Source organism: Thermobaculum terrenum ATCC BAA-798 (assembly GCF_000025005.1).
Classification (GTDB): domain Bacteria; phylum Chloroflexota; class Chloroflexia; order Thermobaculales; family Thermobaculaceae; genus Thermobaculum; species Thermobaculum terrenum.
In genome coordinates this window covers 797,370-822,162 of sequence record NC_013526.1, presented here as the reverse complement: position 1 = coordinate 822,162, position 24,793 = coordinate 797,370, and the positions used below count along the sequence as shown (strand labels likewise).

The window sequence follows — 24,793 nt, the reverse complement described above, 5'->3', positions numbered from 1 at the left end:
CCGGAAGGTTCTGACTCGCCATTAGCAGGAGTCGCGCCAAGCCCGCGGGCATGAGAAAGGGCCCCCTTGCGGGAGGCCCTTGAGCGGGGAGGTAGTAGCCATGCGGGCTTGGTGCCCACGGTTGGTGTTCTCTATTCCCTCACGGCACCTGCCGTTAGGTCGGATATGAACTGCTGGCTGCCCAGCAGGAATATCACGATCAGGGGTAAGGTAGCAAGTAGCGTGCCCGCCATCACCATGCTGTAGTCGGTGTTGTAGATGCCGTTGAGCTGCGAGAGCGCCACCTGCAGGGTGATGTGCTCGGGGTTGATCAGCACCACCAGGGGCCAGAAGTAGTCGTTCCAGGTGTAGATGAAGCTGAAGATGCCCAGGAAAGCCAGCGCCGGCCGCAGCGCCGGCAGGCCCACGTGCCACCACAGGCGGAAGTGCCCGCAGCCGTCCAGCCTGCCCGCCTCTAGCAGCTCGTCGTGCACGGCCTCCTGCGCGTACTGGCGGATCCAGAAGATGCCGAAGGCGTTGGCCGCCCCCGGGATGATCAGCGCCTTGAGGGAACCCACCCAGCCCAGGGTCGCCATGATGGCGAACATCGGCACCGTGGAGAGCTGGCCGGGCACCATGAACGTCGCCAGCAGGATGAGGAACAGGATGTTCTTGCCCGGGAAGTCGAACTTCGCGAAGGTGAAGCCGGCGAGCGAGTCGAACACCAGCAGCAGGATGGTGGTGACCACCGACACGATCAGAGTATTAATGAAGGAGTCCAGGAAGTTGATGCTCTGGAACACGTGCTGGACGTTGGTCACCAGCTGGTCCCCGAAGGTGAGCTTCGGGGGGTAGCGGAAGATGTCGCCCGTGGTGTTGGTCGACATGACCACCAGCCAGTAGAACGGGAATATGGAGATCACCACCCCCAGCAGGAGGAGGATGTGGATGATCGAGCTCGTGAAGTAGCGCTTTGCCATGGCCGCCTCCTATCTCAGACCTACCGTGCCGGCCCTCTGGACCACCCGCCAGTTGAAGGCCGAGAAGAGCACGATGATGACGAACAGCCCCCAGCCGATCGCCGCGCCGTAGCCGAACATGTTCTGGGTGAACGCCTGCTGGTAGAGGTACAGCACCATCGTCAGTCCCGACTGGCCGGGACCACCGCCGTTGCCCACCAGCACCTGAGGCTCAGTGAAGAGCTGCATGCCGCCGATGGTGGAGGTGATCACCGTGAAGAGGATCACCGGCCGCAGCATCGGCAGGGTGATGTGGTAGAAGATCTGTGGACCAGTAGCGCCGTCGACCCTGGCGGCCTCGTACAGCGCTGAGGGGATGGCCTGCAGCCCTGCTAGATAGATGATCGCATTGTAGCCGGTCCATCTCCAGATTACCATGGAGGCTATCGCGATCTTGATGCCCCAGGCGTTGTTCAGCCACTGCACCGTGGGCAGCCCCACGGCCTGCAGCGCGGCGTTGAGGAGGCCGGCGTTGTTGCCGAAGATCGAGCCGAAGATGATCGCGATCGCGACGATCGAGGTCACGTTCGGGATGAAGTACGCCGCCCGGTAGAAGCCCTTGCCCCTGATCGGCCAGTTGAGCAGGAACGCCAGGACCAGGGCGAGCACGAGCATCGGGATCGTCGAGATGATCCAGATGACGAAGGTGTTGACTATCGACTGCCAGAAGTTGGGGTCAGTCACGAGGTAGCGGAAGTTCTCCAGCCCCACGAACCGCATCTCCCCTATGCCGTCCCAGCTGTGGAAGGACAGGTAGAGGGAGAAGAATATCGGGAACAGCCCGAACACCGCGAACAGGATGTAGAAGGGGGCGATGGCGATGTACATCGGCACGTACGTGCTCCAGGTCCGCCAGGACTTCCTGCCCGCCTCCTTCTCCTTGGTGGCCACTCCTACTGTGCTCATTTCCATGCACCTCTCAGCTGTAGTCTCTTCTGTATCTCGTGCAGGGCGTCCTCCCAGGCCCGCTCGGGGTCTTTCCCCTGGGTGGCGACGTTGGTGAGCTCCTTGGCGTAGATGGGGTTGATGATGTTGTACTCCGTCCCCAGGTAGAAGGGCTTCACCTGGCGGGCGGACTCGCTGAAGATGGGGTTCGTGTTCTGCCCGCCGAAGAACTCCTCTGGGTGGTTCATCTCGGGGCGGTTGTAGATGCTGGGTGTGGAGGGGTAGAGGTCTATCTCCACGTAAGCCTTGAGCTGGTTCTCGGGGTTCTGCACCCAGCTGATGATGTCGAACGCCAGCTGCGGATCTTTGCAGTAGCGGGTGATCGACAGGAAGGAGCCACCGCTGTTGCCCGCTCCGCCCGGCGCGGGGCACACCCGCCACAGACCGGTGGTGTCTGGAGCAGCGTCCTTGAGGATGAGCTTCATCCACACCGCACCGTGGAAGGTGATGAACCTGCCGGTGTCGGCGGAGGCGTTCCAGTCGGTGGAGTAGCGGGCTGAGTTGGCCAGGAGCCCCTTCCTGTGGGCGGTGACCGCCAGGTCCCAGGCGCGCTTGACGTGGGCCTGGTCGCCGATGAAGTGCCCGCTCTTGTCTTGGTACCAATCGGCACCCTGAGCCATCACGTGCTGGAAGATCTGCGTGATCTCGTCGGCGAGGGACACCCTCTGGGGCAGCTTGGACTTGAGGAACTCGCCCAGCTCGAAGTACTCCTCCCAGGTCTTGATCCGCTCGTAGAGCTGGTCAGGATCGGTGGGTACTCCGGCCTTCCGCAGGATGTCCTCGCGGTAGAAGAGCGCTATGGGGCCGATGTCCATCGGGAAGCCTATCATCTTGCCCTCAGGGGTGATGCCCTGCAACCACTTCCACTCCAGGTAATCGGACTTCACCTCGTTGGCCCCCACGCTCTGGAGGTCCACGAACTGGTCGGCGTCCGGGAAGTAGGTCGCGATGTCCACGTTGATGCCGGCGATGTCGGGGACGTACGACTTGCCGGCGAAGGTGATCAGCAGCTTCGATCGGTAGTCGCCGCCGATCTTCTGCGGCACGAGGTTGGCCTTGGGGAAGCGCTTGTTCACCTGCTCGAGGATGTTGTCGTCGATCGAGCGGTTCCAGTACCACAGGTTGAGGGTGGTACGGCCGCCTCCCGTGCCTCCCTGCGTCTGGGTGCCGCAGCCCATCGACGCCAGCGCGCACCCCACCAGGCCGGCAGCGGCCCTGGCCAGGAAGTCGCGCCGTGATAGGACCTTCGGCATCTCAACACTCCTTTCTCTGCATATATCCTATATACAGGTAACGCGGAGTTTAGTGTATATCTACTTTAGTTTTGAGTCAACACGTGTCGTGGTGCTGGCTAGATATTTGACCTGCTGGCCGGGATGGGAGTAACATGCGAGTACGATGAGGGACAGGCTGCTGGTGACAGTCTACAGACCACTGGCCGTGGCCGTGCTGTTCGGCTGCATAGTGGTCTCCATAGTGCAGCTCATCGAGCTGCTCCAGCCCCAGTGGCGCGGGGGCTACCTGGTGGTGATCTCGGCGCTGGCGGCGCTGGAGGCGCAGGTCTCCTATCGGCTGATAAGGGAGCGGCTCCCCCGGAGCTACCCCACCCTGCGCTATCGCCTGATGGAGCTGGTGGGACTGTTCCTCGTGCTGCAGCTGGCGGAGGGCCTCAACGAGGGTAGCGCCAACCCCTTGGCGGGCATCCCCGACTTCAGCCCCCCGGCGCTGGTGGCTTACGGGGTGGTCGTGGCGTGCTGGCTCGGGGGCACGCTCACCGCCAGGGATCTGGAGGCGTTGGGGGAGACGCCCGAGAGGTCCGCCACCTACGTGCCCCCGGAGGAGCGGCTGGCCTCGCGCTTCCTCTTCGGGGCGGTCATCCTGCTCATCTTCGCCGGGATGACCCATCTGGGGCTGCGCAGCCTGTTCCAGCTCTCGCGGCCGCCGGTGGGCGGGGTCATCCTGAACGTGCTGGTGTACTTCCTGTTGGGCTTCCTGATGCTGGGGCAGATCAGGTACTCCACGCTGCGCGCCCACTGGGAACAGGTGGGCGCCAGGGTCCAGCCGGCGCTGGGCTCCCGCTGGCTGCGGTACAGCCTGCTCTTCCTGGTGTCGGTGCTCCTGTTGGTGGCCCTGCTGCCGACCACCTACACGATGGGGCTGCTGGAGACGCTCGCCCTCGTCCTCAATGCCATCATCTGGACGATAGGCGCCATCTGGTTCCTGATATCGCTGCCCTTCCTATGGGTGATAGCGCACCTCTTCGGCGGCGGGCGGACGGGAGATAATCCCCCTCCCCCGCGCGAGCTGCCCGAGTTCATGCGCCGGCCTCAGGACGGGGGCTTCAGCTGGCCCGGTTTCCTGAACTCCCTGATCTTCTGGGCGATAGTGGCGGCGATCCTGGTCTACGTGCTGCGGGCGTACCTGCGCACTCGCCCGGACCTGCTGGCGCCGCTGGCCCGCCTGCGCCTCCTCGAGGTGCTGCGCGCCTGGTGGCGGTCGCTGTGGGCCCGGATCACCGGCGCAGCGTCCAGCGCTTCCCGACGGCTCGCCGAGCGGTTCAGGGCCGCGGGCCGCACCCTCGGAGGCGTTGCCCGCGGCGAGAGGATAGACCCCAGCAGGTTGGACCCCAGGGGGAGGGTGAGGTACTACTACCTGCGGATGCTGGAGGTGGCCGAGGGCGCGGGGCATCCCCGCCGGCGCTCGCAGACGCCCTACGACTTCGAGCGCACCCTCAGGCCGGAGGTGCCCGAGGCCGAGCCCGCGCTGGACGACCTCACCTCGGAGTTCGTGCGCGCTCGCTACAGCCGGCAACCCCTCTCCGAGGAGGAGGCCGAGCGCGCCAGGGCCGATGTAGAACGCATCCAGGAGGAGCTCAGACGCAAGCAGGAAGCCCGTGATACCGATCAAAGCTCTCCAAGGAGGTGAAGTTGTACGGTCCCATAAACCCCAAAGCTCCCTTCATCTGGCACGGCGGTGACTACAACCCCGAGCAATGGCCCCCTGAGGTGTGGGTGGAGGATGTGCGTCTCATGCAGGAGGCCCACTACAACGTCCCCACCGTCGGGGTGTTCAGCTGGGTGTCCCTCCAGCCCGACGAGCACACCTGGGACTTCGAGTGGCTGGATAGGGTGCTGGAGATGCTGCACGCCTCGGGCAGGTACTTCGTGCTGGCGACGCCCACGGCGGCGCAGCCCGCCTGGATGTCGCAGCGCTACCCCGACGTGCTGCGCGCGGACAACACCGGCCGCAGGCACCACCACGGCCGCAGGGTCAACTACTGCCCCAACTCCCCCAACTACCGGCGGTTCATCCGCGAGGTGGCGAGCCGGCTCGCGCAGCGCTACGGTGGGCATCCCGGCCTGCTGGCCTGGCACGTCTCCAACGAGTACGGCGGCACCTGCATGTGCGAAGTGTGCGCGGAGGCGTTCAGGGCCTGGCTGCGGAGGCGCTACGGCAGCCTCGAGGAGGTCAACCGCAGCTGGTGGACCCGGTTCTGGGGACATACCTACACCGACTGGTCGCAGATCACACCGCCTTACGCCAACGGCGAGAACCTGACGCACGGCCTGACGATCGACTACAAGCGTTTCCAGAGCGAGGCTATGCTCGAGTGCTTCAAGATCGAGCGCGACGCCATCCGGGAGCATTCCCCGGACGTGCCCGTCACCACCAACCTCATGGGCACCTACCCGCTGCTGGACTACCGCGAGTGGGCTAAGGAGATGGACGTGGTCTCCTGGGACTGCTACCCATGGCCCACGGCCGATCCCGGCGACATCGCCTTCCTGCACGACCTCAACAGGGGGTTGAAGGACGGCAGGCCCTTCATCCTCATGGAGCAGACGCCCAGTAGCCAGAACTGGCAGCCGGTCAACCAGCTCAAGCGGCCGGGAGTCCTCAGGCTGTGGAGCTACCTGGCGGTGGCCCACGGGGCGGAGACGGTGATGTACTTCCAATGGCGCCGCGGCAGGGGTGGTTGCGAGAAGTTCCATGGGGCCGTGGTGGAGCACCACGGCAGGACGGACGCCCGCGTGTTCCGGGAGGTCTCGGAGCTGGGCGCCGAGCTCGAGCGCCTAGGTGATGCGACCATCGGGGCCGCCACGCCCGCCAGGGTGGCCGTGATGTTCGACTGGAACAACTGGTGGGCGATAGACGACGCTGTGGGGCCCGTCCGGGAGAAGAGGTACGTCGAGACCGTGCGCCAGCACTACCGGGCGATCTGGCGGAAGAACGTGCCCGTGGACGTGGTCTTCAGCGACTCGGACCTGTCCCGCTACGACCTGGTGATAGCCCCGATGCTGTACATGGTGAAGCCCGGCGTGGCCGAGCGGATAGAGGGCTTCGTGCGCGGCGGGGGCGTGTTCGTGGCCACCCAGTTCTCGGGCGTGGCCGACGAGCACGACCTGGCGTTCGAGGGCTATCCCGGGCCGCTGCGGAGGGTGCTGGGCATCTGGGTGGAGGAGATAGATGCCCTGTATGAGGGTCAGGTCAACCACATCGTGATGGCCGACGGCACGGGCACCTACGAGTGTGGCCGCATGTGCGACATCGTGCGGACGGAGACCGCCAGGGTCGTGGCCACCTACGGCGAGGACTTCTACGCCGGCACGCCGGTGGTGACCGAGAACCGCTTCGGCGAGGGGAGGGCCTACTACATCGCCAGCCACCCGGAGGACCGCTTCCTGGACGAGTTCTACGGCCTGCTGCTGCTCGAGCAGGGAGTCCAGCCCGTGATGGAGACCCCCGCAGGGGTGGAGGCGGCGCTGCGGGAGAAGGACGGCGCGCGCCTGGTGTTCCTGCTCAACCACAACCCGGAGGAGGTGACCGTTCGCCTGCCCGAGGGCGAGGCCTTCCTGGAGCTGTTGAGCGGCGAGGAGCTCCGGGGAGAGATCGTGATGGCCGCCTACGACGTGCGGATCCTCCGGGCCGACGCCTGAGGGCGGGGCCGTGGGCACCCCTTACGTGGGCACCTCCGGCTACGTGTACAGGGATTGGCGCGGCAGGTTCTATCCGCAGTCCCTGCCGCAGCGGGAGTGGCTCGGGTTCTACGCCGAGCGCTTCGACACCGTGGAGATCAACGCCACCTTCTACGGCAGGTTCTCGCGCGGGGTGTTCGAGCGCTGGGGCGAGTCCACCCCCGAGCGCTTTCGCTTCGCGCTCAAGGGCCCGAGGCTGATCACGCACGTGCGGCGCCTGCGGGAGGTGGAGGCTCCCCTGGAGGCTTTTCTCTTCGGAGCCAGGGGTTTGGGAAGCAAGCTGGGGGTGGTCCTGTGGCAGTTCCCGGCCTCCATGCGCGCCGACGAGGAGCACGTGGAGAGGCTCGCGGCCTTCTGTCGGCTGCTGCCGAGGGGTCTGAGGTACGCTTTTGAGTTTCGACACGATTCCTGGCTCGCGGAGGGGGCCCTCGAGCCGCTGCGGGCGCTGGAGGCGTCGCTGGTGCTCAACGACTCCCCTCACCTCCCATCCTGGCGGATCGAGATGGGCGGCTTTACCTACATCAGGATGCACGGCCCGGGAGAGCTGTACGCTTCGCGGTACACCGAGGAGCAGCTGCGGTCCTGGGCTGACTGGATCAGGGAGCGCCTCCGCGAGCGGGATGTCTACGTCTACTTCAACAACGACGTGCGCGCCTACGCGGTCGAGAACGCCGCGACCCTGCGGGGCCTGCTCTAGCGTATCCGGAGGTCCTCGGCGGAGTACTCTATGCCCTTGGGCTGGATCACCACCCTGCGCGGCCCCTCGATCACCCTGCCCGCCACCAGGGCATCAACGCCCTGCTGGGAGGCCAGGCGCACCAGCTCGTCGGCCTGCGCCGGCGGCAGGAAGATCGCAAAGCCAGCTCCCATGTTGAACAGCGCGTAGGCCTCGGCCTCCGGGATGCGTCCCTCGCGACAGATGAACTCAAGTACTGGGGGTACCGTGGGCACCTCTTCCAGGAGGTAGGTCAGGTCCTGGGGGGCGCGCATCAGCTTGCGCCAGCCGTGGCCGGTGATGTGCACCATGTAGTGGATCTCTAGCCCTGCCTGCTGGGCGCCCTCTACCACGCGCGAGTAGAGGGGGGCGGGGTCCAGGAGGGCGTCACCGAAGTACCTGCCGTCTTCCATGGGGGTGAGGTAGCCGTCGGGCAGCTCGGCGGCGAGCTTGCGCGCCAGGCTCAGCCCGTTGGTGTGTATCCCCGTGCTGGCCAGCAGCACGATCGCGTCTCCCTCCCGCAGCTTGTCCGAGGTCACCAGCCGGCTCTTGGGGCGCACGATCCCCACCGCCGAGCCCGCGAGGTCTATCGCGTCCGTGCGGATGATGCCCCCGAGGGCCGGCGACTCCCCGCCACCCCAGGAGGCCCCGGCCTCCAAGCAGGCCCGCGCCCAGCCGCGCACCAGGTCCGAGGCCCTCTCCTCGTCCGCGAACCACTCCGAGGCCCCCACCGCGAAGTAGGCGTGCACCACCAGCGGGGTGGCGCCGACGGCGACGAGGTCGTTGACGATCGCGGCCACGGCGTCCTGAGCGATGCGGTCGTAGGAGGACCTGCCTAGGTGGGGCCTCATCGCGTCCGCTACGAGGCTCTTCGTGCCCAGGCACTCCAGCACCGTGGCGATGTAGTGGTCTCCGGCATCCACTACGTAGGCGGTCTCCCCTCGACTCTCGGGGATCTCGCTCATGCCCAACCGTGACAGAAGCCCGCCCGTGCGGCCGGCCTCCGCGAGCGCCAACCGCTTCACCCTGTCCAGCACATCGTAGTCCACGCCAGCGGAGGCGTACCTGTCTTGCTTGTCCACTCTTTCCTACCCCTTTCGCGGTCTCTCCTAGAGATGATACACGATAGGGGTAGCAGGTGGGGGGCGACGTAAAACCTTTCATCTCTGGGGATAGCTTGCCCCTTGAGCCTACAATGGGAGAAAATCGTTGCCAGATCTAGACATGGGAAACGATTTCAGAGATAATTGTACTTGGCGGGGAGATCCCTTCTACCTGCCGTGCGGGGGGCGGTGCCCAGGTGCCCAGCATCGCCCCCCTATCCAGCGATCACATCCTCTCGGAGGGATCGTGGCCGGCCTCCGGGTGGTCCTGTATGGTGCCCCTCCAGCCACCGGTCTCCACGCCGCGGCTCTCTATGAACTCCTTGAAGCGCTTGAGATCGCCTTCCACCCTGCGGTCCACCGCGCCGACCATGCTGCCTATGTTCTCCACCAAGCCCTCGGGCTCGTACTCCAGCTGCAGAGTCACTCGGGTGGTGTTGTCGTCAATGTAGTGGAAGGTCACCACGCCGGCGTTGCGCGCGCCCGTGGTGCTGGTCCAGGCCACGCGCTCGTCCGGAATCTGCTCGGTGATCTCGGCGTCCCACTCCTCCTCCTTGCCGCCTATCTCGGCGCGCCAGTGGAGGCGCTTGTCATCCAGCTGCCTCACTTCCTTGACGCCCTCCATGAACCTGGGGAACTCCTCGAACTGGGTCCACTGATTGTAGGCGGTGCGCACCGGCACGTTCACGTCTATGCTCTTGATTACGGTAGCCATCTTTACTGCCTCCTATATAACGTCACGGCTTGCTATCGCAAGACCCGTTCCACCCTGCTCACTTACATCCCCTCGCCAGCAGGTCGCTCACATCTCGCACCAAGTCAGCGATCTCGAACGGCTTCGGTAGGACGTGTAGGCATGGGTCCGCGATCGGCTCAACCTCCTCCAGGTCCAGGATGGCCGCGGTGCAGATGATGACCGGTAGCTGCCGGGTCTCCGCGTTGGCCCTGATTGTGCGTACCAGCCCCAAACCGTTCTCGTTCCCCAGCCTTATGTCGGTTATGAGCAGGTCAGGTGCCTGGGCCTGCAGCGCTGCCAGGGCATCGGCTGCTCGCTCGAAGCTCAGCACCTCGTACCCCTGCTCCGACAGCACATCCTCCAGCAGCTGCCTGAAGTCCTCCAGGTCGTCCACCACGAATATCTTTCCCCTGTGCATGCTACCCCCTGGTCGCGCTCCCGGCGCAGATAGAGTCTGAGACATTATATCTACAGCGCGATAGTCCTTCCATCCGTGCCAGTTTTCCTGCATCCTCTTATTAGATATCTCTGATGGGGGCATAGAGGTTATGGAGAGGGTGGACGGCCTAGAGCTGGAGCAGGACCTGCGGTTTCAGCGGCGAGAGTGGCTGGTGGAGTACGCTGGGAGGCTGCTGTTGCTCGTGGCCTTCCTGGCGGGGCTGCTCGGTATCCTGGGCGGAGGGCCGCTGAGCTGGGGGCAGGCCAGGTCCGCTGACGGCCGGCTGCTGGTCCGCTACCCTCGTTTCGCTCGGTTGGAGACGCCCGCGCGGATGTCCCTTGAGGTGGACGGCAGCGCCACGCGGGATGGGCGATTCAGCCTGGCGCTGCCGCGCTCCTACCTGGACGAGGTGGACATCTCCAACATAGTGCCCCTGCCGTCCAGCGCCAGGAGCGAGGAGGGCTACACGGTCTTCGAGTTCCAGGTGGGCAGAGGCGTGACGCGCCCCGAGGTGATCTTCAGCTTCCAGTTCGACAGGGCGGGGGTAGCTTCGGGTGAGGTGCTCCTCAATGAGGGCAGCCGCGTGAGCCTCAAGCAGATAGTATGGCCATAGTGGGAGGGTAGTATGAACTCTATACTCAGGGGACTGGCGGTGTACCTCTTCCTGCTGGTGATCTTTCGGATCAACGGCAAGCGATCGCTCGCGCAGATCACCACCTTCGACGCGGTGCTCCTGCTGATCATCTCCGAAGCGATCCAGCAGGCGATGATCGACGGGGACAACTCCTTGACCAACGCCTTCCTCATCGTGCTGACGCTGGTGGGCACGGATCTCGTGCTCTCCTTCCTCACCCTGCGCTTTCGCGCCCTGGATAAGCTGGTGAACGATGTGCCCCTCGTGCTGGTGGAGAACGGAGTGGTGCACCACGACCGGCTGAGGCGCGCCAGGGTCAGCCTGGATGACGTGCTGGAGAACGCCCGCACCATCCACGGGCTGGAGCGGATGGAGCAGATCAAGTACGCGGTGCTCGAGAGGGACGGTCACATATCCATCATCCCCAGCTGGGTGCCCTGGGTCACCGCCAGGGCCACGACGGAGGGCTCGCGATAGGGGTCAGTCCCTTGAGGGCAGCAGACACCGCAGCAGGGCGGCCGCCACGACCATCACCCCCAGGCCAGCTATCGCCAGCCCCATACCCAGCCACCACTTGCCCCAGAGCGACCTGCCGATGTAGGTGATGAAGAAGGCCTCGGCCAACATCCCCGACCTCCAGATAGTGCCCCAAGGGCTCACCCCCAGCCGCCGTCCGAGGAGCGCACCTAGCCCTATGCTGACCAGGGAGATCGCGAACGCCATGCTGGCCACCGATGCCGGCAGCTCCAGCCCCACCAACCAGAGCAGCACCGGCAGATAGGCCACGAGCAGGACGACCCTGAGGTCGCTGGCCCCCTCCAGGGGGAAGAGCTGCCGGTGGAGACCCGCTCGAAAGCACCCCTTGCGCATCCTAGCCTCCCAAGATGCTATAAGAAAGTTTTATAGCCTGCCTAAGTTTCAATACTAATACTTTAGCGTTTGATCTTCCATCTTTGGAGGCCAGGTTGTAAACTCTCAACTAAGTTGACTGACACAGTAGAGAATCTCGCGATCTGGAGGTTGTAAGTTGCGCAAGTTGTTGATACTGGCCATAGTGGGGTTGGCCGCGCAGTTGGTCGACGGCTCCCTGGGTATGGCCTACGGTGTGACCTCGACCACGTTGCTGGTGCTGGCTGGGATAGCGCCAGCCTTTGCCTCCGCCAGCGTGCACCTTGCGGAGGTGGGGACTACGCTGGTGTCGGGCCTCTCGCACTGGAAGCTGGGCAACGTCAGCTGGTCGGCAGTAGGCTGGCTAGCTGTGCCGGGGGCCGTAGGGGCCTTCTGCGGGGCTGTGGTGCTCAGCTCGGTGTCTGCTGAGGCCGCCAAGCCCTGGATAGCTTTGTTCCTTTTCCTCCTGGGGACCTATATCCTGATCCGTTTTGCCTTCCTGGGCCAGAGCACTCCTCAGATAAAGAAGCAGCTCACCCCGAAGTTCCTGGTCCCCCTTGGGGCGTTGGCCGGCTTCCTGGATGCGGCCGGTGGCGGTGGCTGGGGACCAATATCCACCCCCACCATATTGGCCTCAGGTAGGCTCGATCCCCGCCGCACTGTGGGCACGGTGGACACGAGCGAGTTTCTGGTGGCGATAGCCGCCAGCGCCGGCTTCCTAGTGTCCCTGGATCGCAGCCAGATAGCCCTGCAGCTCGTGCTGGCGCTGCTGATAGGGGGTATGATCGCCGCTCCGATCGCGGCCTGGCTGGTGCGAAAGATGCACCCGCGCGTGCTCGGGTCCGCAGTGGGAGGGCTCATCCTGCTGACCAACGCCCGCACGCTGCTGACATCCTTGGATGCCAGCCAATCCATCGCCGCCACCGCCTACGGCGTGATCGGCGTGGTGTGGTTGGCAGCATGTGTCACAGCCTTCGTTGCCTCTCGTCAGGAGTCGGGTGAGAGGCACGTGGAGATCTCGAGAGAGTACGAGTACTCGAGCTAGGTAGAGGATCCATCGAGTGGGTCGGGGGATATCCCCCGACCCACTTGTCCCTGTTAGAGCTTTATCCCAGGGTCGCCGTCCTCGCTAGTCAGGGTGATCAAGGTGGATATGGGAGATTCCGGCCTGCTTACGGTATCCACCACCCTGTAGTCCGCTTGCCATACTTCTCTGGTGATCCTGCAACGCACGTAGCCTCTGGAGTTGTTGTACATTACCTGGTGTGGATCGTCCTGCGTACCGCCCAGCACCATCTCCCGCTTGGTGGGGGTACCTCCAGAACTGATGGACGTACCCACGTACTCCGCTCCCAGTGTCTGGGAGTTGGGGTCGGCGAAGTCGGCCTTGACCTCATAGGCGTAGTTGCGGTGCACGTCCCCGGTGATGATTATCGGATTAGATGGCCTGCGCGTTCGGAGGAAATCCAGCAGCCTGTCGCGGTCTGACTTGTAGCCATCCCACTGATCTCCGTTGCCCACGTAGTTCATCCCCGGTCCTGGTAGGTTGTCCCGCTGCGAGAAGATGATCTGCTGAGCGAGGACGTTCCAGGTCGCTCGGGAGCTGTCCAGTGATTGCATTAGCCATTGCAGCTGCTCCTCCCCTAGGATGGTTCTTGTTGGGTCGGTCGCGGATCGACAGTAGCCTTCGACCATTGCTTCGCCTGCGCAGCTAGTCTGCCTGTCCCTGTACTGGCGCGTGTCCAGCACATGCAGCTTCAACAAGTCTCCAAAGGATAGCTGCCTGTACAGCCTTAGACTGGGACCCTCTGGAGAGGGTACCCGTAGCGGCATATGTTCCCAGTAGGCTCTATAGGCAGCGGCCCTGCGGACCAGGAACTCCTCTGGAGACACGCTTGGATAGTCCTCGGAGTACTCGCTGGCGTAGTTGTTCTCTACCTCGTGGTCGTCCCAGGTCACTATCCATGGGAAGGCAGCATGAGCCGCCTGTAGCTGGGGATCTGACTTGTACAATGCGTGCCTTATCCTGTAGGATGCCAGTTCCTGGGGCTCGAGAGCGACTTCCGCCGGCAGGCTCAAACCCCTTGGGGCGCGCAGTACGTTCTCGTAGATGTAGTCGCCCAAATGCACCACGAAGTGCAGATCCTCCCTGGCCATGTGGCCGTATGCAGGATAGTACGAGTGAAACTCCTGGCAGGAGGCAAAGGCGAAAGCTAAGCGATTGATCTGCGATCCACGAGAAGGAGCGGTACGCGTCCTGCCTAGGGGGCTCTCCTCCTTGCCTGCCATAAAGCGATAGTAATACTCGCGGTCGGGACTGAGACCCTGCACGTCAACGTGCACCGAGTGGGCATACTCCGGCCTGGCGATGGCAGTACCTCTCCTGACCACTCTCTGCATATGGGCATCTGCATACACCTCCCACCTGACAGGTATTGGGCGAGGGGGCATGCCTCCGTCGGGTGCCAGGGGATCTGGGGCCAGCCTGGTCCACAAGACGACCGAGCTCTCCAAAGGGTCTCCTGAGGCTATCCCCAGAGTGAACGGGTAGCTGCCACGTGGGGGTTGTACCGGTCGTGTTTGGGAGATGGGACCGGCGGAGAGGGCTATCCCTGCTAACCACCCCGTGGAAAGCAAGAACCGGCGCCTGCTTGTGGCCAGCCTGATCGTATGCGCTACCTCTCTAGCGAACACCACGTTACCTCCTAAGAGCTTGCTCTACTTGGGAGGATAGAGCGGGTGCATTAAGATCGGCTTAAGGCCAGGCAATCGCGTGACTAGCTTTGCCTATAGATTGTCCTGTGTGGTATCTTGGCCGGGACTCCTCTTCTCCACTACGTGCCGCATGAGGTAGGCATTGGGTACTATGTACGTCCTACCATCGCGCGCGCTGATAACTGTGAATGTGTAGCTGATCTTTTGCACGCGACCCACGTATCCCTCTACGGCTATCTCATCGCCCTTGGATACCTCCTGAGAGATGTACCTTCCGGCGGCTATATTCTCCGACATGGTGCGCAGGCCCAGCCCTAGCGCCAGGGCTACCGTGAGCACGACTCCGCCCAGTGCTACCACCATCAGCACGACGATGACGGTGACATCTATCCCGAGCATCGTGGCAGCCAGCAGGGCAGCTACGAACAACACAAAACCCTGTACGGCCCCTTGCAGCCACCTACTGCCTGATACTCCGAACCCTAGCAGGGTTCTGTCTGCCATCTCGGCAAGGACTCGCGCGATGGCGATCCCCAGCACCAATAGTAGCGCTGCGGCCAGCACCCTGGGTACGTAGAGCAGCAGCTGGCTCAGGGTATCTGATATAAACTGCGCGCCCAGAGGCCCCAGAGCTAGCAGGAAAGCCAGCCCCAACAGGAGGTAAAAGGCGATCGCCCCCACCGTGCTGGAGGGGCTACGCCCCACAACGCCCAGTACCTCCGCGATGCCCAGGCGCTGACATAGACGGTCGAACTGCGCTCGCCGCAGCATGAACACGAGTAGCCGTCGGATGACCAGGGCGACGATCACCCCGATGATGAACACCAGGAGCGCTACGGTCACCCGTGGGATGTAGTTTACGAGGACCTCCCTCAGGTCTGCCATGGTGATCATCGGCTCAACCCCAGCATGGCGAGGATAGCCCTTGCGTAGGAGGCTACTACCCCCCCACACAGCTGCAGCATGCCGCGTAAGTACGATGCCAACTGTACCCTCCTCTCGATTGATCTGCTCAGGTCGGGGGCTGTCACCCCCTGTTTGGAGATATCCTCCAGGGCAGAGTGCAGGCGGACATAAGCCTCCAGCGTGGCCCTCAGCTCAGGGCTGTGCTCCAGCTCGAGCTCAAGCGAAGCCCTCTCCTCCTCGCTTAGCTCTCCCCAGACGTATCTTTGGAGGATCATGTCCCATTCCATCGCTCTATGATCTCCTTCAGCTTCTGTCTGCCCCTGTAGACCCACACGCGGGCTGTGCCCTCCTGCACCTCCAGATAGTCTGCGATCTGCGCGTAATCTACCCCTTCCAGATCCTTGAGCACCAATGCTATTCTATGGTTTCTTGGCAGCTCCTGAATAGCCCTCTCTACTAGCTGTAGTCTCTCCGAGCGGAGCGTGTTGGTCTCTGGATCCTGTGTATCGGGATGGTGCCACTCCTCTATCTCTGTGATAGGGTGGCGACGTCGACGCTCGTTTAGGCAGATGTTGACCGCGATGCGCATTAGCCAGCTGCGAAACTTATCGTTGCTTTCTAGCTGTTTGAGACGATCGTACGCCCGCAGGAACACCTCCTGGGATGCGTCTTCGGCATTGTGGTGGTTGCCCAGCACACGGTAGCAGAGACGGTACACGTCCTGCTGGTAGAGCCGTACGAGCGCCGAGAAGGCTTCCTTGTCGCCATCACGTGCTGCTCTCACCAGCTCCATCTCTGCCAAGAGTTCTCTGGTACCCTCAGGATTCTCCAACTGTGAGGTGCCTTCCTCCCCAACAATAGATCACACCGATTCTTAGCAAGAAGTGCACCAGCATGGCACATTACCTGCTATATAGCGGGTGGTCGCTGGAGCGGCCGGAGATAAAGTCTAGAGGCTGTAACAAACAGCCCGTAGCATTGTCTTATATATCGGAACAATAAGGAGGCGAAAGGAATGGGAATCATATCTTGGATCGTTATAGGGCTTATTGCAGGCGTACTCGCCAAGTGGATCATGCCAGGTGACGACCCGGGCGGCATTATAGTCACGATCATTATCGGCATCATAGGAGCGGTGATCGGTGGCTGGATAGCCAACCTATTCGGCCAGGAGGGCGTGACCGGCATTAACCTCTGGTCCATTCTTGTAGCTGTCGTGGGGTCGATAGTACTCCTCGCGCTCTACAGATTGGTAGTTCGTGGCCGTAGCGTCTAGACAAATAAACATCACGTGTTGTAAGGAAAGGAGATTATAGATGTCCAACACACAGGAGAGGTCTATCACGGAGAGCACCAGCCCGCTGCAGACCGAGCGCGGCAAGACCACCATTGAAGACGTGGTGGTGGCCAAGATAGCCGGCATGGCCGCGCAGGAGGTAGAGGGCGTGCATATGGGAGGCGGCGCCTCCAGGGCCATAGGTGGCTTGGTTGAAAGGGCTACCGGCTCCCCCAGCGTGACCAGGGGTGTGCACGTCGAGGTGGGCGAGCAGGAAGCCGCCATAGACCTGAACCTCGCCGTCGACTACGGGATAGCTATCCCCGCCGTAGCGGAGGCGGTGCGCAGGAACATCATCAACCGCGTGGAGAACCTTGTGGGACTGAAGGTGACCGAGGTCAACATAACCGTCAACGATGTGATCCTGCCACAGCCTCAGCAGTCAGAGGAGGAAGCAGAGACGCAGAGAGTGCGGTAAGGAGAGCCCAAGTTGGATGAGATAACTTTGGCGAGGGCGGTGGCTGAAGCCGCCCTCGCGGTCCATGGGGTTAGTTCGCTTGGAAAGGGCACCTACGCCGAGGCCGCCACGTACGGGGCCGGAGAGAAGGTCCAGGGTGTGGTGGTGACTCCCTCGGACGTGAGGGTGCACGTCATAGCTGCCTACCCGGATGGCGTGCCCGTGCCCCTATTGGTGGAGCGGGTAAGGGCGGCGGTCACCCCCTTGGTGGGCGATCGTCGGCTGACCATCGTGGTGGAGGACCTGGAGGGGGTACCTGAAGTTGAACGCTCTCAATAGACTGCTTATGGTGCTGCTGTCGGCGGCACTGCTTGTGGGGGGTATCATAGTATTTATCTATAGCTTGGGGCTCTTCGGCTACGACCTGCAATCGCTGTGGGAGGGAGCCCAGCTGAGTGCATGGCGCGACTCCATCGTGCAGCTGGTATCCCAGCTGGAGCAGGGCAGGGCTCCCGCGGCCACCGTGGCGGTGCTCGTGCTGGTGTTGCTGGTGTGCCTGGTGCTGCTCGTGCTCGAGCTGCGGCCGGCTCGCCCTGCCTGTGCGAGGCTGACCGAGGACGTCTGCCTCCATCCCAGGGTGGTGGATGCTGGCGCTGAGCAGGTGTTGGAGTCCGATGCCGCGGTGCTGGACTCCAGACGCGGGGTCAAGCTCTACCGGCGGGGGGGAGTGGGGCTAAGGGCCTTGGCGCTGGTCAGGCGGGGTGAGGACCTATCGCAGGTGAGGGCCAGGCTGGATGCAAACCTGCGCAGGTCGCTCGTGGAGTCCTGGGGCGTGCCCTTGCGGAAGATGTCCTTGGATTGCAGGGAGATAGATCCCAGAAGGGCGAAGGTGAGGGTAAAGTGAACGCTTTCAATAGAGTAGTCATCCTGCTCCTCGCGCTGCTCGTGGGCGCGGCGTCCCTGTTGCTGCTGCTGGTGAACTTCGGGGTTATCTCCCCGTCGGATCTCAATTACTACACAGGCTACAGATCGGCCGTGGATGCGTTCTCTCGCCTATCCCCTCAGGGCGTGTCACCGGCGAGCAGGGCCATCATCGCGATCGTGGCGCTGGTGGTGGCTGTGATAGGCCTGGCCCTGCTGCTGCGTGAGCTGTCCGTGGTGCGTAACCCACGTGAAGTGGTCGTGGACGACACTCCTGGGCGGGAGTTGAGGATATCCTCGGGCGCTGTGGCCAAACTGGCGGGTCAAGCGGCGCGCGCTGCCGGGGCGAGTTCGCCGCGCGTGAGCCTGCGGTGGCACCGAGGAGCTTTTGAAGTCCGCTGTGATGTGGCCTGCCCTATGGGCATCAAGCTTGCGGACTACGGTGAGGGGATCAAGACGCGCGTCACACAGGAGCTGCAGCTGCAGCGAGTGCCTGTGCGGCGAGTGCTTGTCGTGCTGTCGGAAGTTAGCAAGAAGCGATAAGGAGTACCAGATGGTGATCAATGCGAAGTACTTGGGAGCCTTGGTGGGCGCCCTGATCGTCCTGCTCATACTGTGGCTGGGCTGGGGGGCCACCGCGCTCATCATCCTCGGCGGTATAGTGGGCTACCTGGTGGGGATGTATATCGAGGGCGAGCTCGACCTCTCCAGCCTCCAGCGCCGTAGACAGTACTAGGCTTGCACAGCTGCCAGCGCGTGTGCTAACCTAGAGCCCAGATACGTTAACCCAGCCAACAACTCAATAGAGGCGCGGCTGCTGCGTGGGGCGCCGCGCCTCCGCGGGCAAACCGCAGGCACCGTACCCGCAACGGGTGAGCCTTGCCCTTCTCCCACGATCCCCAAGCCCTGTGTACAGCTACATATCTGCCTGCGCGCGAGGTGGTGCAAAGCTCTCGCGGACGCTTCATACTGCCGTATTTGATGCACGCATATTTGGGAAAGGAGGGCTTACGAGTGACCGTTGTGCACCAAGTACTCGAGCGGGCGCTGGATGGGAGCCTGCCGTCTACGGAGGAGGCGCTGCTGCTGGCCGACTATGACAACCTGGTGACCCTCATGCAGGTCGCGGCGGCGATGAGGGATTCCACCCACGCCAACAGGGTCTCCTACTCCCGCAAGGTGTTCATCCCGCTAACCCACCTCTGTCGAGATGTCTGTCACTACTGCACCTTTGCCTGGTCCCCCCGCAGGGTGGAGAGGGCCTACATGACCCCCGAGGAGGTGCTGGAGGTGGCCAGGGCCGGCGCCAGGGCCGGCTGCAAGGAGGCGCTGTTTACCTTGGGGGATAAACCCGAGCTGCGCTACAGAGTTGCCCGCGAGGAGCTGGATAGGCTCGGGTACTCAAGCACCATCGACTACCTGGCGGCGATGTGCGATCTCGTGCTGCGCGAGACGGGCTTGCTGCCGCACGCCAACCCCGGGGTGATGACCCGGGAGGAGATCGCCCTGCTCCGGGGCGTGACCGTGTCCCAGGGCATCATGCTGGAGACCGTCTCCGAGCGCCTGTCCCGCAAGGGCGGCCCTCACTACGGCTCGCCGGACAAGCACCCACAGGTGCGCCTGGCGACGATCGAGGCCGCTGGCGAGCTGGCCGTGCCCTTCACCTCCGGCATCCTGATAGGGATAGGTGAGACTCGCAGGGAGAGGATAGAGTCGCTGTTGGCGCTGCGCGCTCTGCACCAGCGCTACGGGCACATCCAGGAGGTGATAGTGCAGAACTTCAGGGCCAAGCCGGGCACGCGGATGGCTAACGCGCCCGAGCCATCCCTGGAGGATCTGCTGTGGACGGTGGCCGTCGCTCGCATCCTCCTGGGGCCGGAGATGAACGTGCAGGCGCCGCCCAACCTGAGCCCTGGTACCTACGGCCGGCTGATCGAGGCCGGCATCAACGACTGGGGAGGGGTATCGCCCGTGACGCCCGATCACGTCAACCCGGAGGCTCCCTGGCCGCACCTGCGGGAGCTGGCCCAGAGGACGGAGGAGGCGGGCAAGGAGCTCGTGGAGAGGTTGGCGATCTATCCCGAATATGTGCGCGAGTCCTCCAGGTGGGTGGATCCAAGGGTGCTGCCCAAGCTCCTGCACCACGCCGACAGCGAGGGTTATGCCCGGACTGATGACTGGTCACCCGGCAGCTCGGGCGACCTGCCCGTGGTGCACGGCGGAGGCGAGGTGTCGGGAGAGCTCCTGGCGATCATCGACGACGCCATGGCCGGTCGAGACCTGGGGGAGCAGGAGTTGGTGCGTCTCTTTGGCGCCAGGGGCAAGGAGTTCCGTGTGGTGTGCGAGGCCGCCGACGAGCTGCGGCGCCGGGCGTCCGGTGACGTGGTGACCTACGTCGTCAATCGGAACATCAACTACACCAACATCTGCTACTTCCGGTGCAAGTTCTGCGCCTTCTCCAAGGGGAAGCTCTCGGAGAACCTGCGGGGTGCACCCTACGACCTGCCACTGGAGGAGATCGTGCGGCGGGCCCGCGAGGCCTGGGACAGGGGGGCCACCGAGGTGTGCATGCAGGGGGGCATCCATCCCGAGTACACGGGTGATACCTACCTGCGCATATGCCGGGCGGTGAAGGAGGCCGTGCCCGGCATACACATCCACGCCTTCTCCCCACTGGAGGTGTGGCAGGGGGCACAGACCCTGGGGATGGGAGTGCGGGAGTTTCTATCCGAGCTGAGGGCCGCCGGCCTGGGTACCCTGCCGGGCACGGCTGCCGAGATCCTCGACGACGAGATCAGGGCGATCATCTGCCCGGACAAGATCCGGACGGAGCAGTGGCTGGAGGTGATACGTCAGGCGCACTCGCTCGGCATCCGCACCACCGCCACCATCATGTACGGGCACGTGGAGAGCCCGGTGCACTGGGCGCGGCACCTCCTGCGGATCAAGGGGTTGCAGAGGGAGACCGGGGGCTTCACCGAGTTCGTGCCGCTGCCCTTCGTCCACATGGAGGCTCCGATGTTCTGGAAGGGGATGGCCCGGCGTGGGCCGACCTTCAGGGAGGCTGTGCTCATGCACGCGGTCGCCCGCCTCGTGCTCTATCCCGAGATCACGAACATCCAGACCTCCTGGGTGAAGATGGGGGTTGAGGGGGTGAAGCTCTGCCTGCGGTCGGGAGCCAACGACCTGGGGGGCACGCTCATGAACGAGAGCATCACCCGCGCCGCCGGTGGCGAGAACGGGCAGGAGCTGCCGCCGGAGAGGATGGAGGAGATCATAACCTCCATAGGGAGGGAGCCCAGGCAGAGGACTACGCTGTACGGCGATGTGCCTGAGGAGCGGCGCAGGGCGTCGTTCGGCGCTCCTCCACTGCTGCCGCTCGTGCAGCCTCCCGTCAAGCGGTACGCGCGCAGATGAAGAAGCTGGTGTGGGAGCTAGTCCCACACCAGCGTGCCGGCGTTCTGGTACTCGGTGACGCGGGTCTCGAAGAAGTTCTTCTCCTTGGGCAGGTCCATCGTCTCGCTCATCCAGGGGAACGGGTTGCGGGAGCGGTACTGCACCGGCAGCTCGATGCGCTCCAGCCTCCTGTCGGCGATGTACTGCACGTACTCGCGGAAGAGGTCCGCGTTGAGCCCCAACACGCCGTTGGGCAGGCACTCGCGGGCGTAGGCGATCTCGTACTCGACCGCCTGACGGATCATCCCCACGAGGTCGCGGCGCAGCTCCTCCGTCCAGGCTTCGGGATTCTCCTCCTTGATAGTGTTGATGAGGTCGATGCCGAAGTTGAGGTGCACGGTCTCGTCCCGCAGGATGTACTGGAACTGCTCGCCGATGCCCGTCATGCGGTTCTGGCGGTGGAAGGACAGGATCATGACGAAGCCGCTGTAGAAGAAGATGCCCTCCATGATCACGTAGAAGCCCACGAGGTTGCGGATGAAGTCCTGGATGCCCTCGAGGGTCTCCGTGGTGAAGTCGGGATCGAGCACCCGCTCTGTGAGGGACATCACGAACTCGTCCTTTCCTTTGATGGAGTCCACTTCGCGGTACATGTTGAACACCTCGCGGCCGTCCAGGCCCAGCGACTCCACTATATAGTGGAAGGCATGGGTGTGGATGGCCTCCTCGAAGGCCTGGCGCAGCAGGTACTGCCGGGCCTCAGGGTTGGTAATATGCTTGAAGATCGCCAGGACGATGTTGTTGCCGACCAGGCTCTCACCGGTGCTGAAGAAGCCCAGGTTGCGCATGATCACCAGTCTCTCGTCCGGCGTGAGGGCGTTGGAGCGCCACAGCTCGATGTCCTTGTGCATCGGCACCTCGGTGGGCATCCAGTGGTTGGCGCAGCCATTGAGATAGTGCTCCCAAGCCCAGGCGTACTTGAGGGGCCAAAGCTGGTTGACGTCCACGGCCTTGCAGTTGATCAGCCTCTTGTCCTCCACGCGTATCCTCTGGCTCAGGTCGTACATGCCTCCTCTGTCTGGTGTGCAGCAAGCGCTCATCTAGATATCCTCCTTCTCTGTAGTTATGTTCCCTGTGGATTACTGACAGGCCTCGCAGTCCTCGCCCAGCTGGCAGGTGCTCCCCTCGCGCACGATCCGCACGCGGCTGGAGGCCGATCGGGATCTCATCCAGCGGGGCTGCACCCCGAAGCGGTTGATATCCATGCTGGCCTTCTCCACGTTGGTGGCGCCGACGGCCCGCAGGTAGTAGGTGGTCTTGAGCCCCTTCCTCCAGGCGGCGAAGTAGATCTCGTGGAGCTTCTTGCCGCTGGGCTCCGCAACGTAGATGTTGAGGGATTGCCCCATATCCACCCACTTCTGCCTGCGGCTGGCGCACTCGATGAGCCACAGCGGGTCGATCTCGTGCGCCGTCAGGTAGAGGTGCTTGACCTCGTCCGGGATCTCCTCTATCGGCAGGATGGAGCCGTCGTAGTACTTGATCCTGTCGAGCATCTCCTGGCTCCACAGCCCCAGCCGCTTGAGGTCCTCCACCAGGTACGGGTTGACGATGGTGAAGTCCCCGGATAGGTTCGACTTGACGAACAGGTTGCGGTAGTGGGGCTCGATCGACTGGGAGACGCCGGCGATGTTGGAGATGGTGGCGGTGGGAGCTATTGCCATGATCTGCGAGTTCCGCACGCCCCATCGGGCCACCGCCTCGCGCACCGGCCCCCAGTCTAGCCTGGCCGTGCGGTCCATCTCGAGATCGCCCCCGCGCTCGCGCTCCAGCAACTCGATCGTGTCGATCGGCAGCAGACCGCGACTCCACTTGGAGCCCTGATAGGATGGGTATCGGCCGCGCTCGGCCGCAAGCTCGCTCGAGGCCATGATGGCGTGCCAGGAGATCAGCTCCATCGTCTGGTCGGAGAACTCCACGGCCTGCGGGCTGGCGTAGGGGATGCGCAGCGCGAGCAGCGCGTCGTGGAATCCCATGATGCCCAGCCCGATCGGTCGATGCCTGAGGTTGGACCTCCTGGCCTCGGGCGTGGGGTAGAAGTTGATGTCTATCACGTTGTCCAGCATGCGCACGGCGGTCCTGACCGTCTCCGCCAGCTTCGCCTCGTCCAGGCCGTCGCCCGACAGATGCTCCACCAGGTTGATCGACCCCAGGTTGCATACCGCCGTCTCCTCGCGGCTGGTGGGCAGGAGGATCTCGGTGCACAGGTTGGAGGAGTGGATCACCCCGACGTGGTCCTGCGCCGACCGGATGTTGGAGGGGTCCTTGAAAGCTATCCAGGGGTGTCCGGTCTCCCATAGCATGGAGAGCATCTTCCGCCAGAGCATCTTGGCGTCCACCCTCTTGTGTTGCCGGAGCTTGCCCTCCTCTGCCATGCGCTCGTATTCCACGTACCGTCGCTCGAACGCCCTCCCGTACAGCTCATGGAGGTCTGGCACCTCGTTGGGGGAGAAGAGGGTCCAGGTACCTCCCTCCTGGACGCGCCGCATGAAGAGGTCGGGCACCCAGCTGGCGGTGTGCATATCGTGCGTGCGCCGACGCTCATCGCCCGTGTTCTTGCGCAGCTCGAGAAACTCCTCGAAGTCCAGATGCCAGGGCTCGAGGTAGCAGCACACCGCGCCCTTGCGCTTGCCTCCCTGGTTGACGGCCACGGCCGTATCGTTGACGATCTTGAGGAAGGGGATGACCCCCTGGCTCTTGCCGTGCGTGCCCCTGATGAGGGCGCCCGTGGCCCGCACTCGCGTCCAGTCGTTGCCCAGGCCACCGGCCCACTTGGAGAGCTTGGCGTTGTCCCCTATGACCTTGAAGATGTGCTCCAGGTCGTCCTCCACGGTGGACAGGTAGCATGAGCTGAGCTGTGGATGAGGCGTACCGCTGTTGAACAGGGTGGGCGTGGCGCTGACGAAGCGCAGCGAGGACAGCAGGTCGTAGAACTGGGCCGCGCGGGCGTTGGGATCGTCCTCCCGCAGCGCCAGCCCCATCGCGACCCTCATCCAGAAGTACTGCGGGGCTTCCAGGCGCCTGCCCTCGACATCCAGCAGGTAGCGATCGTACAGGGTCTGCAGCCCTATGTAGCGCAGCTTCTCGTCCCTCTCGGGCCTGAGGGCGGAGGCCAAGCGCGCCAGATCGAACCTGGCCAGCTCCTCCGAGAGCCTGCCAGCGGAGATGCAGGCGTGCACGTATCGCGGGAACATCTCCCTGTACGTGGCCGCCAGCTCCGCCTCCGAGGGTACCCACCCCCAGGACTCCTGGTAGATCTGCTCCAGCATCAGGCGCGATGCCACCTTGTCGTATGCGGGATCGCGCTCGATGCGCGCCCGGGCCGCCAGGATCATCGCGGACCTGATCTGCTCGGGGGTCACGCGGTCGTACAAGGATCGCACCACCTCGTTCGCCAGCTCATCGGGATCGCATTCCGGTAGTCCCCGGCAGGCATGCTGTAGGTGTCGTCGTACGCGATCCGGATCCAGCGGCACCAGGCCGCCTTCCGGAGATACCACCCTGACTCGTTGAGTCTCCAGCTCCCTGATTGCAGTCGACATCTCCTTACTCCTTGCTAGATTTGTGGGAGAGCCGACCCGGGGGCCTGGAGAGGTAGGACGAGGCAAGAGCAGCGGGAGAGAACAGCACC

At 63.5% G+C, this 24,793-nt stretch carries 26 protein-coding genes; 13 read left to right on the top strand and 13 right to left on the bottom strand.

From position 1 onward, the window contains the following. Positions 1-131: 131 nt before the first annotated feature. Genes TTER_RS13305 through TTER_RS13295 form a run of 3 tightly spaced genes read right to left on the bottom strand, consistent with a single transcriptional unit; the run spans position 132 to position 3,196 of the window. On the bottom strand, positions 132-959 hold the full coding sequence (locus TTER_RS13305; RefSeq protein WP_012876565.1) for a carbohydrate ABC transporter permease: 828 nt from the start codon (positions 957-959) through the stop codon (positions 132-134). A 9-nt stretch (positions 960-968) separates the two neighbouring features. Continuing rightward, on the bottom strand, positions 969-1,904 hold the full coding sequence (locus TTER_RS13300) for a carbohydrate ABC transporter permease (RefSeq protein WP_012876564.1): 936 nt from the start codon (positions 1,902-1,904) through the stop codon (positions 969-971). Further along, on the bottom strand, positions 1,901-3,196 hold the full coding sequence (locus tag TTER_RS13295) for an extracellular solute-binding protein (protein ID WP_012876563.1): 1,296 nt from the start codon (positions 3,194-3,196) through the stop codon (positions 1,901-1,903). The genes TTER_RS13300 and TTER_RS13295 overlap by 4 nt, the downstream gene beginning before the upstream one ends. A gap of 145 nt (positions 3,197-3,341) precedes the next feature. Between TTER_RS13295 and TTER_RS13290 the strand changes: the two genes are divergently transcribed. Genes TTER_RS13290 through TTER_RS13280 form a run of 3 tightly spaced genes read left to right on the top strand, consistent with a single transcriptional unit; the run spans position 3,342 to position 7,616 of the window. Continuing rightward, positions 3,342-4,868 carry a DUF4129 domain-containing protein gene (locus TTER_RS13290; protein WP_012876562.1) on the top strand — a complete coding sequence of 509 codons (1,527 nt, stop codon included), beginning with the start codon at positions 3,342-3,344 and terminating at the stop codon, positions 4,866-4,868. Between the two features lie 2 nt (positions 4,869-4,870). Continuing rightward, positions 4,871-6,880: a beta-galactosidase gene (locus tag TTER_RS13285; protein WP_012876561.1), complete on the top strand. Its 2,010-nt coding sequence runs from the start codon at positions 4,871-4,873 to the stop codon at positions 6,878-6,880. 10 nt (positions 6,881-6,890) lie between these two features. Continuing rightward, positions 6,891-7,616, top strand: coding sequence for a DUF72 domain-containing protein (locus TTER_RS13280; RefSeq protein WP_012876560.1), 726 nt, complete (start codon positions 6,891-6,893; stop codon positions 7,614-7,616). On the opposite strand, the gene TTER_RS13275 is transcribed toward TTER_RS13280, so the two are convergent. The 3 genes from TTER_RS13275 to TTER_RS13265 form a co-directional block, all read right to left on the bottom strand. Beyond that, positions 7,613-8,599, bottom strand: coding sequence for an AIR synthase related protein (locus tag TTER_RS13275; RefSeq protein ID WP_148212069.1), 987 nt, complete (start codon positions 8,597-8,599; stop codon positions 7,613-7,615). The genes TTER_RS13280 and TTER_RS13275 overlap by 4 nt on opposite strands. A gap of 364 nt (positions 8,600-8,963) precedes the next feature. After that, positions 8,964-9,452, bottom strand: coding sequence for an SRPBCC family protein (locus TTER_RS13270; protein WP_012876558.1), 489 nt, complete (start codon positions 9,450-9,452; stop codon positions 8,964-8,966). Between the two features lie 58 nt (positions 9,453-9,510). Continuing rightward, on the bottom strand, positions 9,511-9,891 hold the full coding sequence (locus TTER_RS13265) for a response regulator (RefSeq protein ID WP_012876557.1): 381 nt from the start codon (positions 9,889-9,891) through the stop codon (positions 9,511-9,513). 130 nt (positions 9,892-10,021) lie between these two features. Here TTER_RS13265 and TTER_RS15120 point away from each other — a divergent pair, with 130 nt between their 5' ends. After that, positions 10,022-10,525 (top strand): hypothetical protein, encoded by a 504-nt coding sequence (locus tag TTER_RS15120; protein WP_012876556.1) that lies wholly within the window; start codon positions 10,022-10,024, stop codon positions 10,523-10,525. A 12-nt stretch (positions 10,526-10,537) separates the two neighbouring features. Next, positions 10,538-11,023, top strand: a complete 486-nt coding sequence (locus tag TTER_RS13255; protein ID WP_012876555.1) for a DUF421 domain-containing protein — start codon at positions 10,538-10,540, stop codon at positions 11,021-11,023. A gap of 3 nt (positions 11,024-11,026) precedes the next feature. Here TTER_RS13255 and TTER_RS13250 read toward each other — a convergent pair whose 3' ends face one another. Next, positions 11,027-11,416: a hypothetical protein gene (locus TTER_RS13250; protein ID WP_012876554.1), complete on the bottom strand. Its 390-nt coding sequence runs from the start codon at positions 11,414-11,416 to the stop codon at positions 11,027-11,029. Between the two features lie 157 nt (positions 11,417-11,573). On the opposite strand from TTER_RS13250, the gene TTER_RS13245 reads away from it, so the two are divergent. After that, positions 11,574-12,479 (top strand): sulfite exporter TauE/SafE family protein, encoded by a 906-nt coding sequence (locus TTER_RS13245; RefSeq protein WP_012876553.1) that lies wholly within the window; start codon positions 11,574-11,576, stop codon positions 12,477-12,479. A gap of 53 nt (positions 12,480-12,532) precedes the next feature. On the opposite strand, the gene TTER_RS13240 is transcribed toward TTER_RS13245, so the two are convergent. The 4 genes from TTER_RS13240 to TTER_RS13225 all read right to left on the bottom strand — a co-directional run bounded on the left by TTER_RS13240 (position 12,533) and on the right by TTER_RS13225 (position 15,887). Continuing rightward, a complete protein-coding gene (locus tag TTER_RS13240) occupies positions 12,533-14,128 on the bottom strand; it encodes an alkaline phosphatase D family protein (RefSeq protein WP_012876552.1) in 1,596 nt (531 codons plus the stop codon). Between the two features lie 93 nt (positions 14,129-14,221). Beyond that, complete coding sequence (locus tag TTER_RS13235) at positions 14,222-15,043, bottom strand: mechanosensitive ion channel family protein (RefSeq protein WP_012876551.1); 822 nt, start codon at positions 15,041-15,043, stop codon at positions 14,222-14,224. Continuing rightward, the gene (locus tag TTER_RS13230; RefSeq protein WP_012876550.1) at positions 15,040-15,342 is read right to left on the bottom strand and encodes an anti-sigma factor family protein; all 303 of its coding nucleotides are present in this window, start codon (positions 15,340-15,342) and stop codon (positions 15,040-15,042) included. Before TTER_RS13230 ends, TTER_RS13235 begins: the two co-directional genes overlap by 4 nt. Then, positions 15,327-15,887 (bottom strand): RNA polymerase sigma factor, encoded by a 561-nt coding sequence (locus tag TTER_RS13225; RefSeq protein ID WP_012876549.1) that lies wholly within the window; start codon positions 15,885-15,887, stop codon positions 15,327-15,329. The genes TTER_RS13230 and TTER_RS13225 overlap by 16 nt, the downstream gene beginning before the upstream one ends. Before the next feature lie 183 nt (positions 15,888-16,070). On the opposite strand from TTER_RS13225, the gene TTER_RS13220 reads away from it, so the two are divergent. From TTER_RS13220 to cofH, 7 genes are all read left to right on the top strand, one after another. Continuing rightward, complete coding sequence (locus tag TTER_RS13220; protein ID WP_012876548.1) at positions 16,071-16,331, top strand: GlsB/YeaQ/YmgE family stress response membrane protein; 261 nt, start codon at positions 16,071-16,073, stop codon at positions 16,329-16,331. Positions 16,332-16,371: 40 nt separating this feature from the next. Then, positions 16,372-16,809, top strand: coding sequence for an Asp23/Gls24 family envelope stress response protein (locus tag TTER_RS13215; protein ID WP_012876547.1), 438 nt, complete (start codon positions 16,372-16,374; stop codon positions 16,807-16,809). A 12-nt stretch (positions 16,810-16,821) separates the two neighbouring features. Next, positions 16,822-17,127, top strand: a complete 306-nt coding sequence (locus tag TTER_RS13210; protein ID WP_012876546.1) for a hypothetical protein — start codon at positions 16,822-16,824, stop codon at positions 17,125-17,127. After that, entirely contained in the window at positions 17,111-17,692 is a 582-nt protein-coding gene (locus tag TTER_RS13205) for a hypothetical protein (RefSeq protein WP_012876545.1), read from the top strand. Before TTER_RS13210 ends, TTER_RS13205 begins: the two co-directional genes overlap by 17 nt. Beyond that, complete coding sequence (locus TTER_RS13200; RefSeq protein ID WP_012876544.1) at positions 17,689-18,252, top strand: hypothetical protein; 564 nt, start codon at positions 17,689-17,691, stop codon at positions 18,250-18,252. The genes TTER_RS13205 and TTER_RS13200 overlap by 4 nt, the downstream gene beginning before the upstream one ends. Positions 18,253-18,262: 10 nt before the next feature. Continuing rightward, the gene (locus TTER_RS13195; protein WP_012876543.1) at positions 18,263-18,445 is read left to right on the top strand and encodes a DUF2273 domain-containing protein; all 183 of its coding nucleotides are present in this window, start codon (positions 18,263-18,265) and stop codon (positions 18,443-18,445) included. Between the two features lie 278 nt (positions 18,446-18,723). Next, entirely contained in the window at positions 18,724-21,126 is a 2,403-nt protein-coding gene (cofH, locus tag TTER_RS13190; RefSeq protein ID WP_012876542.1) for a 5-amino-6-(D-ribitylamino)uracil--L-tyrosine 4-hydroxyphenyl transferase CofH, read from the top strand. A gap of 17 nt (positions 21,127-21,143) precedes the next feature. Here cofH and TTER_RS13185 read toward each other — a convergent pair whose 3' ends face one another. Together TTER_RS13185 and TTER_RS13180 are read right to left on the bottom strand one after the other, a co-directional pair. Then, complete coding sequence (locus TTER_RS13185) at positions 21,144-22,205, bottom strand: ribonucleotide-diphosphate reductase subunit beta (protein WP_012876541.1); 1,062 nt, start codon at positions 22,203-22,205, stop codon at positions 21,144-21,146. 39 nt (positions 22,206-22,244) lie between these two features. Then, positions 22,245-24,704, bottom strand: coding sequence for a ribonucleoside-diphosphate reductase subunit alpha (locus TTER_RS13180; RefSeq protein ID WP_012876540.1), 2,460 nt, complete (start codon positions 24,702-24,704; stop codon positions 22,245-22,247). Positions 24,705-24,793 lie beyond the last annotated feature (89 nt).